Consider the following 16037-nt stretch of genomic DNA (forward strand, 5'->3'; position numbering starts at 1 on the left):
GTGGTCTCCCTGTCCTTGGCGGGCCCCCGATCGAGTCCGACCCCTCAACCTTCGAACGGCTTGTCGCGCTCGGTCAACAGGCCCTTCACGCTGCCGCCGTCACGCTTGAACCGCTCGCGGTATTCGCGGCTGGGATCGGTGGTGAAGGCGAGCGACTGGATCTCCGTCCCCGCCCGCAGCCCGTCGCGCATCCCCATGATCTCCATCGCCCGATGGACGGAGCGCTTGTTGATCTGCTGGAGGTCGGAGGGGACCTTGGCGGCGCGTTCGGCGAAATCCAGCACCTCGTCCTCCAGCCGGTCGGCGGGGAAGGCGCGGGTGGCGAAACCGTCGGCGGCGGCCTGGGCGCCGGAGATCGAGTCGCCCGTCAGATACATCTCCATCGCCCGCCGCATGCCCATCAGCCAGGGATGAAACTGCATGTCCGGCGGGCTCATCAGCCGGGTGGGCGGGTAGCCGATCTGCGCGTCCTCGGCCACGTAGACCACGTCGCAGGCGGTCGCCAGCTCCGACCCGCCGGCCAGGCAATGGCCATGCACCTGCGCCACCACGGGCTTGGCCAGATCCCACATGCGGAACCAGCCCTCCACCACATGCCGGCTCCAGCTCTGGTGGCCCCGCGCGGTGTGATAGGGCCGGTCGGCCTCCAGGTCCGCCGAGAGGTCGTAGCCCGAGCAGAAGGACGGCCCCGCGCCCCGGATCACCGTGACCCGCACGTCCGGGTCCAGGTCCGCGTCCTCCAGCGCCTTGAACAGGCGGGCGCACAGGGCGTTGGACATGGCGTTGCGCTTTTCCGGCCGGTTCAGGGTCAGGCGGCGGACCATGGGGCGGGGGGCATCGATCAGCAGGATGTCGTCGGACATGGCGCAGGTTCCTTGAGCGACAGGGGGGAGGGGGAGAGGCGGGGGCCTCAGCCCCCCTTGGCCTCGCGGCGGATCACCTCCATGCCGGCGGGGTCCACGATCTTGCCGTGCACCTCGACGTTGTTGGAGTGGCCCACATGGTGCAACGCCATGGCGGTGGTCATGGCGGTCCGGAACCCCTGCGCGTCCTGCGCGGCGTTCACCGACTGCTTGGCCAGCCGCAGCCCCATCGCGGGGCGCGAGGCGATGCGCTTCGCCAGGCCCAGCGTGAAGCCCTCCAGCTCGTCTCGCGCCACGACATGGTTGACGAAGCCGATGGCGCGCGCCTCCGCCGCGCCCAGCATCCCGCCGGTGAACAGCAGCTCCTTGGCCTTGCGCAGCCCGAAATCCCAGGGGTGGGAGAACCACTCCACCCCGTTGACCCCGAAGGCCACGGTCGGGTCGGAGAAGGTGGCGTCCTCGGAGGCCACGATCAGGTCGCAGACCGCCGCCAGCATCAGCCCGCCGGCGATGGCCTTGCCGTGGACCTGCGCGATGGTCGGCTTGGGAAGGTCCCGCCAGCGCTGGCAGAAGCCGAGATAGTATTCCTCCTCGCGCGCCTGCCGGCCTTCGGCGCCCGGCGCGTCGAAGCCGCCCCAGGGGGTGACGGTCGGCGCGTCGGGCATGGTCCGGTCGGCGGCGAGGTCGTGGCCGGAGGAGAAATGCGGGCCGTCGGCGGCCAGCACGATGACCTTCACGCCCGGATCATGCGCCGCCGCGTCGAAGGCGTCGTTCAGCGCGTAGAGCATCGCGAGGTTCTGGGCGTTGCGCATCTCCGGTCGGGCCAGCGTGATGCGGGCGACGCCCTCGGCGGGGGCGTCGGTGCGGATGGTCTGTTCGGTCATGGGGCGGGCCTCGGCGGAGAAGGGGGGAGGGGGGAAAGGGGGGGCGCTCAGGCCCCCGCCATCTCCGGCGCCGCGGGCTGGGCGGCGCGCGCGTCCTCCCGCGCCGCCAGCCGGTCGATATGCCAGGCTGCGTCGCCGAAAAGCGCCTCGTTGACCGACAGGCGCTTGTAGTAGTGGCCGATGCCGAGATCGTCGGTCATGCCCATGCCGCCGTGAAGCTGCACCCCCTGGCCGCCGACGAAGCGGGCGGCGCGGGCGGTCTCGGCCTTGGCGCGCCAGGCGGCGATGGCGGCGTCGGGCGCGTTCTCGTCCTGGGCGGTGAGGGCGGCGTGGATGGCGGCGCGGCTCTCCTCGCAGCAGATGCGCATGTCCACCAGCCGATGCTGGAGCACCTGGAAGGACGAGAGCTTCTGGCCGAACTGCTCGCGGGTCTTGAGGTAGTCGGTGGTGATCTCGGACGCCTTGGTCATCGCCCCCAGCATGTCGGCGCAGACCGCCAGCGCGGCCCGGTCCAGCAGCCGGTCGATGGCGGCGAGCCGGTCGTCCGTGGTCCCGCCCAGCAGCGCGTCGGCCGACACCGCCACGCCGTCGAGCGTCGCCGCCGCGCCGCGCCGCCCGTCCAGGGCCGGGGCGGGCACGCGGTGCAGCCCGCCCGCGTCGCCGGGCACGAGGAACAGGCCCACCGGCCCGTCCGGCCCGCCGATGCGCGCCGACACCACCAGCAGGTCCGCGGCATGGGCGCCGGCCGAGAACGCCTTGTCCCCGGTCAGCGCGTAGCCGTCCGCGGTGGGGCGGGCGATGGTCTCGACATGGTCGCGGGCGAAGCCCGAGCCGGGCTCGTAATGCAGGAAGCCCAGGATCTTCTCGCCCTCGGCCACGCCTTCCAGCGCGGCCTGCTGGGCCTCCGTCCCCAGGCCCGTCACCGCGCCCGCGCCCAGCACCAGGCAGGGGATCAGCGGCTCGGCCGCCAGTTCCGCCCCGGCGGCGGCGAAGAGGATCGCGGCCTCGGTCAGCCCGCCCTCGGAGCCGCCGGCGTCCTCGGGCAGCATCAGCCCCAGCCAGCCCAGTTCGGCGTAGCTTTTCCACTCGGCGCGGCCGAACCCGTCGGGGCCGTCGTCGCGGGTCAGCGCCAGGGCGCGCTCCGGCCCGTAGCGGTCGGCGAAATACTCGGTGGCGCTGTCATGCAGGAGCTGGCGCTCCTCGGACGAAAAGGCGGGCATGGTCTCTCCTCTCTCGGGTCGCTCTCGTGGTCGCGCAGGCGGGGGCTCAGAGCCCCAGCGCGCCCTTGGCGATGATGTTGCGCTGGATCTCGGACGACCCGCCGTAGATGGTCGCGGCCCGGCGATGCAGATGTTCGGCCAGGATGCCGGCGCTTTCCTCCGGTCCGACCAGCTCGCCGTTCCAGCCCGCCATCAGCGCGTCGGCCTGATAGGCGAGCCCGTGGCGGCCGAGCACGTCGGTCATGGTCTGGAGAATGGCCTGCTGAAGCTCCGAGCCGCGGATCTTGAGCGCCGCGGCCGAGATCAGCCCCGGCGTCCCCTGCGCCAGCGCGTCCGCATGCATGGCCTTGAGGGTGGAGAGGTTCATCTCCAGCTCCGCCAGCCGGCGGCGGAAGCCGGGGTCCTCGCTCAGCGGGCGGCCGCCTTCGCGGGTCTCGCCCAGCAGCTTGCGAAGCTGCGCGAGGTAGCGGCCGAACTTGCCGATTTCGGCCACGCCGACCCGCTCATGGGCCAGCAGGAACTTGGCGTAGTCCCAGCCCTTGTTCTCCTCGCCGATGAGGTTCTCGGCCGGCACGCGCACGTCCTCGAAGAACACCTCGTTGAGGTGATGGCCGAGGTCGAGCGTGATCAGCGGGCGCACGGTGATGCCGGGCGTCTTCATGTCGATCAGCAGGAAGGAGATGCCCTGCTGCTTCTTGGGCGCGTCCGGGTCGGTGCGCACCAGGCAGAAGATCCAGTCGGCCCAATGGGCGAGCGTGGTCCAGATCTTCTGGCCGTTCACCACGTAGTCGTCGCCGTCGCGCACCGCGCGGGTCTTGAGGCTGGCGAGGTCCGAGCCCGAGCCCGGCTCCGAATAGCCCTGGCACCACCAGACGTCGTTCTTCCGGATGCCGGGCAGGTGGCGGGCTTTCTGTTCGGGCGTGCCGAAGGTGTAGATCACCGGCCCGACCATGGTGACGCCGAAGGGGGCGAGCCAGGGGGCGGCGGCGCCGTCGGTCTCATCGCGGAAGATGGCGGACTCCTCGGGCGTCCAGCCCAGCCCGCCATGCTCCTTGGCCCAATGGCCGGTCAGCCAGCCCTTGCGGCCGAGCGCCTTGAGCCAGCCGTCATGCATGTCCTTGGGCAGATGCTGGCCGAGGTCGAGGATGCGGCGCATCTCGGGCCCGATCTCGGTCTGGCAGAACTCGCGGACCTCCATCCGGAATTTCTCCAGGTTGGGGTCGCGGGGGGCGGCGGCGTTGATGAACATGATCGGGTCTCCCTTGGCGCGGGCCGGGACGGACGGGGGCGCGCGACGGCTCGTGGACGAGCGGCGACGCGGAAAGGCTCTCGCCACCCTAGACCCGCGGGCGGGCGCGCAACTTGCGCGGACCGCCGGAGCGGGAGGGGGGAGCGGGAGGGGGGAGTGGGAGGGGGGAGTGGGAGGGGGGAGGGGAAGGCGGGAGGGGGCGGGGGAGGGAAGGCGCCGCGTCGAGGTCTCTCCCCCGGCCGCGCCCGCCCGCCCGCGGCGCGGGGAGGCCGGGCGCCGGGCGGCGCCGTCTCCGGCGTCTCAGGCGCCGGTGAAGCGGGGCGGGCGCTTTTCCTTCCACGCGCGCTGACCTTCGCGCAGGTCGGCGGAGCCGCCGGCCAGGGCCGCATCGACCGCGTGGGCCTCCGCGTCGAAAACCCCGTCGGCGATGGCGTTGAGGTGCTTCTTCATGGCGATCACCGCGATCGGGGCCAGCGCGCCCAGCGTGGCGGCCAGCGCTTCCACCCGCGCCTCCAGCGCCTCCGCCGGAACCAGGTCGGTGAGGAAGCCGATGCGCTTCATCTCGGCCGCGTCGAGCCGCTCGCAGGTCAGGAAGATCCGCTTGGCCGCGTCCAGGCCCAGCCGGCGGACATAACGCTCCAGCCCGCCGCGGTAGAAGACCAGCCCGAGCCGGGAAGCGGGGAGGAACATGTCCACCCCCTCCGCCCCCACCCGGAAGTCGCAGGCGAGCGCCAGGTCCGTGGCGCCGCCGTAGACGCCGCCCTGGATGGCGGCGATGGTCACGGGCCGCGCGGCGGCGACCCGGTCGACCATGGCCCCGAAATCCACCCGCCGGGCATTGCCGATCGCCCCGATGTCGAAGCCCGAGCAGAAGAACCGCCCCTCGGCCCGCAGCACCAGCGCCAGCACCTCGGGCATCGCGTCCACGGCCTGCACATGGTCGTCGAGGGCGGCCAGGTCCTCGGGTTGCAGCACGTTGGCCCGGTCGGGGCGCCGCAGGGTGATGGTGGCGACGCGGCCCGAGACCTCGAGGGTCGGCGGGCCGGGAACAGGGTGGGGCGCGGGAGAGGGCTCGGCGGAAACCGGCGCGGCGGAGTCAGGTTCGGGCATGGGGTCCTTCGAGACGGTCACAGGCGGAGGAAATTGAAGGCGGAGCCGGGGCGGAACCGGCGATGGCGGGTCATCTCGGCCCGGTCCTCGCCGGCGGGATCGGGGACCATGGCGCAGCCGTCGGGGGAGAAGACCATGGTGTCGGGGCGTTCGTCCCCGCTCAGCGGCGTCCAGGGGGGCAGGTCGCCGCCGTTCGGGTCGCCATGGCGGGCGAAGCGCAGCCACGTGTCCATGGTCGTTTCCGCGTAGGCCCGCGCCCGCGGGCCGTCGTCCGCGAAGCGCGCGGCCAGATCGGTGCGCCCGAAGACGAAAGGCAGCTCGGCGGTGTGGGGCGATCGCAGGATGCCGCCCGCCGCCGGGCTCTCCCACCGGAAGGCGTAGAGCCAGACCGGCGCGCCCCCCTGCCGGGCCTTGGCCAGCCCGCCCTCGATGGTGGTCAGGCGGTAGAGATGATCCCCGGCGATATCCGCCAGCAAGTCGATGTTCGACGCCCCCGCATGGTTGCGGGCGTAGGCGGCGATGACGCCCGCCGCCTCGTCCTCGTCCACCTGCATGAAGCGGGCGACGCGGGCGAGCAGGTCCTCGTCCGTCATCCCCTCGCGCCGGGCGCGGTCGGCGGCGAGGTGGAAGGTCGCCTCATGCTCCGCGTAGCCGATCATCACCGGGATGTCGGCGGAGATCGCCGGCGCCTCGGGGTGGAACGGATGGGCGGCGAGGCTGATCCCGTCGAGCGTCGGCCGGAAACGGTCCGCCATGCCGCGGGCCGCCAGCACCCGGCCCATGGCGTCGAGCACGTCCTCCATCGGCGCGGCCTGCAGCCCCGCCATGTCGCCGGGCGCCAGCCCCAGTTCGCGGGCCAGGTCGGCGGCGTAGGGGCGGGTCTCCTCGGGTTCCTGCACGCGGAAGCCGGAGGAGGGCGACTGGATGATCGCCCGGTGGAACAGGCCCTTCGCCCGCTCCATCGCCATCAGGATCGCCACCTTGGCGCCGCCGCCGGACTGGCCGAAGATCGTGACGTTGTCCGGATCGCCGCCGAAGCCCGCGATGGCGTCGCGCACCCATTCCAGCGCCTGGCAGAGGTCCAGCATCCCCGCCATGCCGGAGGCGGCGAAGCGCGGGTCGCAGGTTTCGGGCGTCAGGTATCCGAAGGCGTTGAGCCGGTGGTTCACGGTGACCACCACCACGTCGCCCCGCGCCGCCAGCGCGCCCCCGTCATAGCCCGGCGAATTGCCGGTCCCGAAGGCGAAGGCGCCGCCATGCAGCCAGACCATCACCGGCCGCTCGCCGTCGAGGCCCGGCGTGTGGACGTTGAGCCTCAGGCAATCCTCGGAGACCGCGCCCCGCAGCCCGAGATAATCGAACAGCGGCGACCGCGGCCGGATCGCCTGGGGCGCCGCGTCGCCCAGCCGGGTCGCGTCGCGCAGGCCGGACCACGGCTCGACCGGGGCGGGGGGCAGAAAGCGGCGGGCGCCGCCGGTATCCGCCCCGTAGGGCAGGCCGAGAAAGGCCAGCCCCTCGCCCCGCACCTGGCCCAGGACCCGGCCATGCGGGGTCTCGGCCTCGATCGTGCCGGTAGGGACCATGCCGGGGGAGACCGGCGGCTCGGCCTTCCTGCCCGCGGGCTTGCCGGCATTGTCCGCGCCCGCGCCCGCGCCCGCGCCCGCGCCCGCGCCTGGGCTTGGGCCCGCGCCATCCTGCGCCATCGCGCCGTTCCTCCCTGTGCGCCGGGCGGTCCGGCGGGGCCGGCCTCCGGTCTGTTGGTCATGTCGCGCCCTCCCCGCGGCCGGGAGAGGGGGGAAGGGGCGGCGCGCCGCCCCCGTCAGCGCCCCTTGAACTGCGGTTTGCGCTTTTCGCGGAAGGCGCGGCGGCCTTCCTCGTAATCCTCGGAGGCGAAGCAGGCGGCGACGGCGGCTTCGACGTCGGACAGGTCCCGTTCGGCCTTGTCCTCCAGCGCCACGTTGATCGCCATCTTGGCCGCGGCCACGGTCAGCGGCGCGTTGCCGGCGATCTGGGCGAGATACTCTTTCGCCGCCGCCTCGAACCCCTCGACCGGCGCGGTGCGGGAGATCAGGCCCATGCGCAGCGCCTCCTCGGCGTCGTACTGGCGGGCGGTGAAGAAGATCTCGCGGGCCGCGGCGGCGCCGACGATGTCCACCAGCGTGCGGATGCCGGCATAGCGATAGCCCAGCCCCAGCCGGGCCGCGGGCACGGCGAAGCGCGTGTTCTCGGCGGCGAAGCGCAGGTCGCAGTTCAGCGCGGTGGCGAGCCCGCCGCCGATGCACCAGGTCCGGATCACCGCCACCGTGGGTTTCTTCAGGCCCAGGATCGCGGCGCCGGCCACCTTGCCCGCCACGTCGTAGCTGGCCACATCCGCGGGCGTGGAGCGCACCCGGTCGAATTCCGAGATGTCGGCGCCCGAGACGAAGGAGGCCTCGCCCTCGCCCCGCAGGGCCACGACGCGCACTTCGGGGGCGGCCTCGAAGGCCTCGCAGACCAGCGGGATCTGCTTCCACATGCCCAGCGTCACCGCATTGCGGCGGCGGGGGTTGGAGAAGGTCATCCAGCCGATCCCGTCCTCCACCGTCGCCACGATGCGCGGGGCGTAGCCGTCGGCCTCGGGCGCGGGGATGGCGGCGTCGAGCCGGGCGGAAAGCGCGGCGGGGAGGGTCATGGACGTCATGCGGCGGCTCCGGCGGAGGGGTCCGGCTGCGGCGCGCGGGACCCGTTGCAAAGGATCAGACCACAGGCCGCGCGCGGGAATCCAGTCCCCATGGCCGGGCGCCTGACGGTCGGCAGGTTCGTGATGGCGGGGCGGGCCGGCGGCGCGGGGCGGATCATGCGCCCGCGCCGCCGGCCCTCGGGTCAATAGGACTTGGGCAGGCCCAGCACGCGCTCTCCGATGAAGGACAGGATCATCTGCTCCGAAACCGGGGCGATGCGGTTGATCATCACTTCGCGCAGCAGGCGCTCGACCACGTATTCCTTGGCGTAGCCCATGCCGCCATGGGTCATCACGGCCTGAAGGCAGGCGTCGTAGCCCGCCCGCGCGCCGAGCAGCTTGGCGCCGTTGGCCTCCGCCCCGCAGGGCTGGCCGGAATCGTAGAGATCCGCGGCCCGCTCGGCCATCAGCCTGGCGGCCTCCAGCTTGGCCCAGCATTCCGCCAGCGGGTGCTGGATGGCCTGGTTCTGGCCGATGGGCCGGCCGAAGACCACGCGCTCACGGGCGTATCTGGCGGCGCGGTCCAGCGCGTCCTCGCCCATGCCGATGGCCTCCAGCGCGATCAGGATGCGCTCGGGGTTGAGGCTGTCGAGGAGGTAATAAAAGCCGCGGCCTTCCTCGCCGATGCGATGGTCGTCGGGCACGAAGAGTTCGTCGTAATAAGTGAGGTTGGAATCCACCGCCGCGCGGCCATGCTTGGGGATGCGCTTGACCTCGACCTTGCTGCGGTCGAGGTCTGTGTAGAAGACGGTGATGCCCTCGGTCGGCTTCCTGCAGTCCTCGCGCCTGGTGGTGCGGGTGAGGATCAGGATCTTGTTGGCCACCTGGGCGGTGGAGGTCCAGATCTTGCGGCCGGTGATCGAGTAGCCGCCATCGACCTTGGTGGCGAAGGTCTTGATGTTGGTGGTGTCGAGCCCGGCGTCGGGCTCGGTCACGCCGAAGCAGACCTGATCCTCGCCCGAGACGAGGCGGGGGATCCAGCGGGACTTCTGGTCCTCGGTGCCGTGAACCACCAGCGGATGCGGGCCGAACATGTTGATATGGATCGAGGAGGCCGCGGCCATGCCGCCGCCATGGCGGGCCACTTCGTGCATCACCGTCCCCGCGGCGCGCACGCCGAGACCGGCGCCGCCATAGGCCTCGGGCATGGTGACGCCGAGCCAGCCGCCCTCGGCCATGGCGCGGTGGAAGTCGCGGGGGAAGGTCGCTTCGTCGTCGCAGCGCCCCCAGTAATCGTCGCCGAAGCGCGCGCAGACCGCGGCCACGCCTTCGCGGATCGCCTGGAGATCCTCGCTCCCGCCGTTGGTGCTCGTCATGCCGGTATCCTCCCCAAGGCCTTCGCGCCGAGTTTCGCGCGGGTTTTCCCGAAGCAATACGCGTTTGCGGAGAAGTTTCAAATGTCCGGGGCGGTTCGGGGCCGGCGGGGCGGCGATCAGGGGGCGGGCGGCGGCGCGGGGCGCGGAGACCGGGAGCCGCGCGCCCGCCCGACTGAGGGTTTCGTCCGGGCGCCCGCGCGGCACGGCGCGGTGAGCGCCCGGGGGCGCCGTTTCCCGAGGTCGGGGGGACGGCTGGGGGCCCCGGCCGCGCTCAGAGCCCGCGGTCCTTCACCGACTGCATGACCACGAAAGTCGAGGTGCTGGCGACATGGGGCAGGGCGGAGATCCGTTCCCCCAGCACCCGCCGATAGCGCCCGATATCCCGCGTCCGCACCTTGAGCAGGTAGTCGAAACGCCCGGCGATCATGTGGCATTCCTCGACTTCGCGGATGCGGGCCACGGCGGCGTTGAACGCGTCCAGCGCCGCCTCGCGCGTGTCGGTCAGCTTCACCTCGGCGAAGGCCACATGGTCGAGCCCGAACTTCCCCGGCGCCAGCATCGCCCGGAAACCGGTGATGTAGCCCCGATCCAGCAGCCGTTTCAGGCGGGTCTGGGTGGGGGTTTTCGACAGGCCCACGCGGGCGGCGAGCTCGGTGACGGTCAGGCGGCCCTCTTCGGACAGGGTCTCGGCGATGCGCCGGTCGAAGGGGTCGAGTTCCCTGTCCGCGTCGCTGTCGGGCATCGTTTCGCCTCCCTTTCGGCCTGATTGAAGTCTGATCGCCTGCCCAGCGGCGGGAATCAAGTCTCAGGTCGCCGGGGCGGTCATGTTATCCTGCCCGCGACGGCGAAGGGCCGGCCGCGCGCCGCCCCGCCGCCCCCGACGCATTCGCCCGAACCCATGGGAGACCCGGCATGACCGCGCATCCGTCCCGCTCGCATTCGCAGACCGTCATCGCCCCCGAGCCGCCCATGCTGGCCGATCTCGCCCCCGATCCGTTCGCGGAAACCGCCGGCGCCGGGGCCCGGCGCGCGGCGATCCGCGCCGCCACCCGGCGGGACGAGCGCGCCTGCGTCACGGCGCTGCTGGCGGAGGCCGACGCCGGCCCCCTCTCCCCCGCCATCCGGGCGACCGCGCTGAAGCTGGTGGGCGCGATGCGGGCCAAGGGCGGCGGCTCCGGCGTCGACGGGCTGGTGCATGAATACGCGCTGTCGAGCCAGGAGGGCGTGGCGCTGATGTGCCTGGCCGAATCCCTGCTGCGCGTCCCCGACGCCGCCACCCGCGACGCCCTGATCCGGGACAAGATCGCAGAGGGCGACTGGCGCGCCCATCTGGGGCCCGGCCGCTCCGCCTTCGTCAACGCCGCCACCTGGGGACTGGTGATCACCGGGCGGCTCGTCTCCACCGTCAATGACGGCGGGCTGGCCGACAGCCTCACCCGCCTGATCGGGCGCTGCGGGGAACCCGTGATCCGCGCCGGCGTCGACCTCGCCATGCGGATGATGGGCGAGCGGTTCGTCGCCGGCCAGACCATCCAGGAGGCGCTGAAGCGCGCCCGCGCCCCCGAGGCCCGCGGCTACCGCCATTCCTACGACATGCTGGGCGAGGCCGCGATGACCGCCGCCGACGCCGCCCGCTACCTGGAGGACTACGAGACCGCCATCGACGCCATCGGCAAGGCCGCGCGCGGGCAGGGGCCGGTGGCGGGGCCGGGGGTGTCGATCAAGCTCTCGGCCCTGCATCCGCGCTATTTCCGCGCCCAGGCCGGGCGGGTGGAGGCGGAGCTGGCCCCCCGCCTGCACGCGCTGGCCGCGCGGGCGGCCGCGCATGACATCGGCCTGAACATCGACGCGGAGGAGGCGGACCGCCTGGACCTGTCGCTCGACCTGCTGGAGCGGCTGGCCTTCGACCCCGCCCTCGCCGGCTGGGACGGGCTCGGCTTCGTGGTGCAGGCCTATGGGCGGCGCTGCCCTGAGGTGATCGACTGGATCATCGACCTTGCGCGCCGGTCGGGGCGGCGGATCATGGTGCGGCTGGTCAAGGGCGCCTACTGGGACGCGGAGATCAAGCGCGCGCAGCTCGACGGGCTGGAGGACTACCCGGTCTTCACCCGCAAGGCGCATACGGATGTCTCCTACCTCGCCTGCGCGCGGCGCCTGCTGGAGGCGGGGGACGCGGTCTATCCGCAATTCGCGACGCATAACGCCCAGACGCTGGCCGCGATCCTGCACATGGCGGGGACGGACCGGGCGCGGGACAGCTACGAATTCCAGGGCCTGCACGGCATGTGCGAGCCGCTTTACGACGAGGTGGTCGGGGCGGCGAAGCTGGACCGGCCCTGCCGCATCTACGCGCCGGTGGGCAGCCATGAGACGCTGCTCGCCTACCTGGTGCGGCGGCTGCTGGAGAACGGGGCGAACTCCTCCTTCGTGAACCGCATCACCGACGAGGACGTGCCGCTGGAGGAACTGGCCGCCGACCCGGTGGAGACCGTGCGGGCGATGGCGGACCCCGGCGCCCCGCATCAGAAGATCGCGGCGCCGGGCGCGATCCTGGGCGCGCGGGCGAATTCCGAGGGCTGGGACCTCGCCTGTCCGGCGCGGCTGGCGGACCTGTCGGAGGCGCTGGCGGCCGAGGGCGCCCGTGTCTGGACCGCCGCCCCGCTGCTGGCCGATGGCGCCGCCCCGCAGGGAACGCCCCGCGCCTGCGAAAACCCGGGCGACCGGCGCGACGTGGTGGGCGAAGTGATCGAGGCGACGGAGGCGGAGGCCGCCCGCGCGCTGGCGCTCGCCGCGCAGGGCGCCGGCGACTGGGCCGGGCAGGGCCCGGAGCCCCGCGCCGCGGCGCTGGATCGGGCGGCGGACGCCATGCAGGCCGCCATGCCCTCGCTGCTGGGTCTGCTGGCGCGCGAGGCCGGCAAGACCATGTCCAACGGCATCGCCGAAGTGCGCGAGGCCATCGACTTCCTGCGCTTCTACGCCGACGAGGCCCGCGCCAAGGCCGGCCCCGGAACCGCTCCGCTGGGTCCGGTGGTCTGCATCAGCCCGTGGAATTTCCCGCTGGCGATCTTCACCGGGCAGGTCTGCGCGGCGCTGGCCGCGGGCAACCCCGTCATCGCCAAGCCGGCCGAGGAAACGCCCCTCGTCGCCGCCGAGGCGGTGCGCCTTCTGCACGCGGCCGGCGTCCCGCCCGCGGCGCTTCAGCTTCTGCCCGGCGACGGGCGTGTGGGCGCGGCGCTGACGGCGGGCGAGGGCGTGGCGGCGGTGATGTTCACCGGCTCGACCGAAGTGGCGCGGCTGATCCAGCGGGGCCTCGCGGGACGGCTCGGGGCCGACGGCGCCCCGATCCCGCTGATCGCGGAGACCGGCGGGCAGAACGCCATGATCGTCGATTCCACCGCGCTGCCCGAACAGGTGGTGGCGGATGTGCTGGCCTCGGCCTTCGACAGCGCCGGTCAGCGCTGTTCGGCCCTTCGGGTGCTGTGCCTGCAGGAGGAGACCGCGGACCGCACCCTGCGCATGCTGCGCGGCGCGATGGAGGAGCTGCGGGTCGGGCGCGCCGATTTCCTGCGCACCGATGTCGGCCCGGTGATCTCCGAAGACGCCCGCGCCGGGATCGAGGCGCATGTGGCGCGCATGGCCGGGCAGGGGCGCGCGGTCACGCGGATCGCGCCCTCGGGGGACGCGGCGCACGGGTCCTACGTCCCCCCCGCGCTGATCGAGATCGGCGGCCTGGAGGAGATGGGCGCCGAGGTCTTCGGCCCGGTCCTGCATGTCATGCGCTTCCGCCGGGCGGGGCTGAACGACCTGCTGGCGGGGCTGGAGGGGCTGGGCTACGGGCTCACCTTCGGCCTGCACACGCGGCTTGACGGGATGGTGGCGCAGGTGCGGTCGCGGGTGCGCATCGGCAATGTCTACGTGAACCGCAACACCATCGGCGCGGTGGTCGGCGTGCAGCCCTTCGGCGGGCGCGGCCTGTCGGGCACCGGGCCCAAGGCGGGCGGGCCGATGTATCTGCCTCGCCTCCTGCAGGGCGGCGGCGCCGGGGGGGCGGGCTCGGGCGAGACGGCGGGGGTTCGGACCCAGGCCCTGCGGCTCGACCCCGCCGCGCTGGCCTATGCGAGCTGGCTGGAAGGGCGGGCGCCGCGGGTCTCGGCGCTGGCGCGGGCGGATATCGGGCGGCTGTCGCCGGGCCGGGAGGTGGAGCTGCCGGGCCCGGTGGGGGAGCGCAACCTCTACGCCCTGCATCCCCGCGGCCGGGTGATGGTGATGGCGCAGGGCGAGGCCGGGCTCCTGCGGCTGGTCGGCGCCGGGCTGGCGGGCGGGAACGCGGTCTGCGTGGTCGGCGCGGGTGCGGCGCTGCGCGCGGCGCTGGACGGACTGCCGGCGGAGGCCGCGGCGCGGGTCGGCTTCGCCGCCGCTCCGGCCGAGGCCGGCCCCTGCGACGCGGCGCTGGCCGAGCGCGCGCCGGACGCGCCGGGCGCCGCTGCGATCCGCGCCGCGGCCGAGGCGCTGGCGGCGCTGCCGGGCGCCATCGTGACCCTCAACACGGTTCCGACCGCGGCGCTGGAGACCGACTCCTCCGCCATCGCCCCGGCCTGGGTGCTGGAGGAGGTCTCGACCTCCATCAACACCGCCGCCGCCGGGGGCAATGCCAGCCTGATGGCGATCGGGTAGGGGGGAGCGCCCGCCTCAGCGTCGCCTCCGATCCCACGAGCGGAGAGACGGTTCCGCCGGGCGTCCCCGTCGCCGCGCCGCGCGGGCGCCCCGTCGGCGGTCCTCGTCCGGGCCGTCGCGCGGCTCCCCCGGCTCAGGCGGCGCCGGGGTCAGGTGTTGCGGCCGCGGTCGAGGCCGTGGCGGCGGATGCGGGAACACAGCGTCATGGGCTTGAGCCCCGGCAGCTCCGCCGCCCCGCCGGCGCCGGAGACCCGGCCGCCCGCCGTGCGCAACGCCGCCTCGATATGCGCCCCCTCGCGCGTCCGCAGCCGGCTGGCGGTCTCCACCATCGCGGGGCCGGCTGCAGGCGGGGCGGCCCCGCCCGGCGCGCGTCCCGCCTGCTTGCGTTCCGGCCCGCGACCCGCCCCGGCGCCGCCGGGCGCCCGGCCGGGCCGCGCCGCGGGCGGGGCCGCGACGCCCGCGCGGCGGCGGTCGCGGCGCCCCCCGCAAGGGGGGGGCGGGCTCAGGCGTAGACGAGCGTGCCGTCGTCGAGATCGGCGCCCGGGATCTCGTCCTTGTCGATGGTGTAGTCCTGCGTCATCACCCAGGGCAGCTCGTCGCCCTGCATCGGCATGATCCCGACCCCGCGCATGATGTAGCCGGCGTTGAAATTGTCGTCGGTGATGAAGGGCTTCGGCTCCATCTGCCGGTCCTGCTCGCGCAGCGCGGGCGTGACCATCCTCGCGCCGCCCTCGTCCATCCGCCCCAGCAGCCGGCACACGAATTCAGAGACCAGATTGGCCCGCATCGTCCAGGACGTGCGCAGGTAGCCGAAGGTCCAGGCCAGGTTCGGCACGCCCGAGAACAGGATCCCGCGATGGGTCCAGGTCTTCGACAGCTCCAGCGCCCGTCCGTCCACCGCCATGGCGATGTCGCCCATGGCGCAGAGGTCGAAGCCGGTGGCGGTGACGATGATGTCGGCCTCCAGCAGGTCGCCCGACTCCAGCCGGATCCCGCCCGTCTCGAACCGCGCGATGCGGTCGGTGACCACCGAGGCCTCGCCCCGCTTCATCGCCTTGAACATGTCCCCGTCCGGCACCACGGCCAGCCGCTGCCGCCAGGGGCGGTAATCCGGCTTGAAATGGGTCTCGACGTCGAAATCCTCGCCCAGATGCGCGCGCACCCCGGCCAGAAGCTCCGCCCCCAGCGCCTCCGGCTCGGAGAAGCTGCGCCGGATGGTCGTGGCGCCGTCCTTGAGGATCTTGCGGCGCATGATGTCGTGATACTGTTCCTGCGGCAGGTCGAGGCCCTTGAGCACCTCCGCGAACTCGTCCCGGGTGGGGCGCGGGTAGAACCAGGTGGGCGAGCGCTGGAGCATGGTGACATGCGCGCATTTCCCCGCCACCGCCGGCACCAGCGTCGCCGCCGTGGCGCCGGAGCCGATGACCACGATCCGCTTGCCCTCGGTTTCGAACTCCTCGGGCCAGGTCTGGGGATGCACGATGTCGCCGGCGAAATCCTCCATCCCCGGCCATTCGGGCGTGTAGCCCTGCTGGTGGCGATAATAGCCCTGGCACATCCACAGGAAGTTGCAGGTCATCGCGATCTGGGCGTCATCCTCCAGCCGGCGGATCACCAGGGTCCAGCGGGCTTCGGAGGAATCCCACGCCGCCGACAGCACCTCGTGCCCGTAATGGATGCGGGGGGCGAGGCCCTCCTCCGCGATGGCCTCGTCGAGATAGGCGAGGATCTCCTCCGCCGTGGCCAGCGTCGGGCCGGTCCAGGGCTTCCACTTGAAGCCGAACGTGTGCAGGTCGCTGTCCGACCGGATGCCGGGATAGCGATGCGTGCGCCAGGTGCCGCCGAAGGCCGCCTGCCGCTCCAGCAGGGCGAAGGAGCGTTCGGGATGGGTCTCGGCCAGGTGATGGGCGGCGTCGATGCCGGAGATGCCGGCGCCCACGATCAGCACGTCGAAATGGGCGGTGGCCTGGGAAGCGTCGATCTTCTCGAGCGGGGCGTTCAT

Annotated in this window: 12 protein-coding genes; 1 reads left to right on the forward strand and 11 read right to left on the reverse strand. The window is 73.1% G+C overall.

All coding sequences use genetic code 11. The annotated features are described in order from the left end of the window. Nucleotides 1-44 precede the first annotated feature (44 nt). From BLV24_RS19880 to BLV24_RS19920, 9 genes are all read right to left on the reverse strand, one after another. A complete protein-coding gene (locus BLV24_RS19880) occupies nucleotides 45-863 on the reverse strand; it encodes an enoyl-CoA hydratase-related protein (RefSeq protein ID WP_092685134.1) in 819 nt (272 codons plus the stop codon). A 47-nt stretch (nucleotides 864-910) separates the two neighbouring features. Further along, nucleotides 911-1747, reverse strand: a complete 837-nt coding sequence (locus BLV24_RS19885; RefSeq protein ID WP_092685136.1) for an enoyl-CoA hydratase — start codon at nucleotides 1745-1747, stop codon at nucleotides 911-913. 47 nt (nucleotides 1748-1794) lie between these two features. Beyond that, a complete protein-coding gene (locus BLV24_RS19890) occupies nucleotides 1795-2967 on the reverse strand; it encodes an acyl-CoA dehydrogenase family protein (protein WP_092685138.1) in 1173 nt (390 codons plus the stop codon). Nucleotides 2968-3013: 46 nt separating this feature from the next. Further along, complete coding sequence (locus tag BLV24_RS19895) at nucleotides 3014-4216, reverse strand: acyl-CoA dehydrogenase family protein (protein ID WP_092685140.1); 1203 nt, start codon at nucleotides 4214-4216, stop codon at nucleotides 3014-3016. A 300-nt stretch (nucleotides 4217-4516) separates the two neighbouring features. Next, nucleotides 4517-5326 (reverse strand): enoyl-CoA hydratase/isomerase family protein, encoded by an 810-nt coding sequence (locus BLV24_RS19900; protein WP_092685142.1) that lies wholly within the window; start codon nucleotides 5324-5326, stop codon nucleotides 4517-4519. A gap of 17 nt (nucleotides 5327-5343) precedes the next feature. Continuing rightward, nucleotides 5344-7029: a carboxylesterase/lipase family protein gene (locus BLV24_RS19905; protein ID WP_092685144.1), complete on the reverse strand. Its 1686-nt coding sequence runs from the start codon at nucleotides 7027-7029 to the stop codon at nucleotides 5344-5346. 116 nt (nucleotides 7030-7145) lie between these two features. Next, nucleotides 7146-8006, reverse strand: coding sequence for an enoyl-CoA hydratase (locus BLV24_RS19910; protein ID WP_245710678.1), 861 nt, complete (start codon nucleotides 8004-8006; stop codon nucleotides 7146-7148). Nucleotides 8007-8188: 182 nt separating this feature from the next. Then, on the reverse strand, nucleotides 8189-9361 hold the full coding sequence (locus BLV24_RS19915) for an acyl-CoA dehydrogenase family protein (RefSeq protein ID WP_092685146.1): 1173 nt from the start codon (nucleotides 9359-9361) through the stop codon (nucleotides 8189-8191). Nucleotides 9362-9632: 271 nt separating this feature from the next. Then, complete coding sequence (locus BLV24_RS19920; RefSeq protein ID WP_092685148.1) at nucleotides 9633-10103, reverse strand: Lrp/AsnC family transcriptional regulator; 471 nt, start codon at nucleotides 10101-10103, stop codon at nucleotides 9633-9635. Nucleotides 10104-10273: 170 nt separating this feature from the next. Here BLV24_RS19920 and putA point away from each other — a divergent pair, with 170 nt between their 5' ends. After that, entirely contained in the window at nucleotides 10274-14035 is a 3762-nt protein-coding gene (putA, locus tag BLV24_RS19925) for a bifunctional proline dehydrogenase/L-glutamate gamma-semialdehyde dehydrogenase PutA (RefSeq protein ID WP_092685150.1), read from the forward strand. Between the two features lie 149 nt (nucleotides 14036-14184). Here putA and BLV24_RS19930 read toward each other — a convergent pair whose 3' ends face one another. Both BLV24_RS19930 and BLV24_RS19935 read right to left on the reverse strand, forming a co-directional pair. After that, complete coding sequence (locus BLV24_RS19930) at nucleotides 14185-14364, reverse strand: hypothetical protein (protein ID WP_092685152.1); 180 nt, start codon at nucleotides 14362-14364, stop codon at nucleotides 14185-14187. Between the two features lie 173 nt (nucleotides 14365-14537). Continuing rightward, nucleotides 14538-16037: a flavin-containing monooxygenase gene (locus tag BLV24_RS19935; RefSeq protein ID WP_092685154.1), complete on the reverse strand. Its 1500-nt coding sequence runs from the start codon at nucleotides 16035-16037 to the stop codon at nucleotides 14538-14540.

Origin of the sequence: Albimonas donghaensis (genome assembly GCF_900106695.1) — a bacterium.
Lineage (GTDB): Bacteria > Pseudomonadota > Alphaproteobacteria > Rhodobacterales > Rhodobacteraceae > Albimonas > Albimonas donghaensis.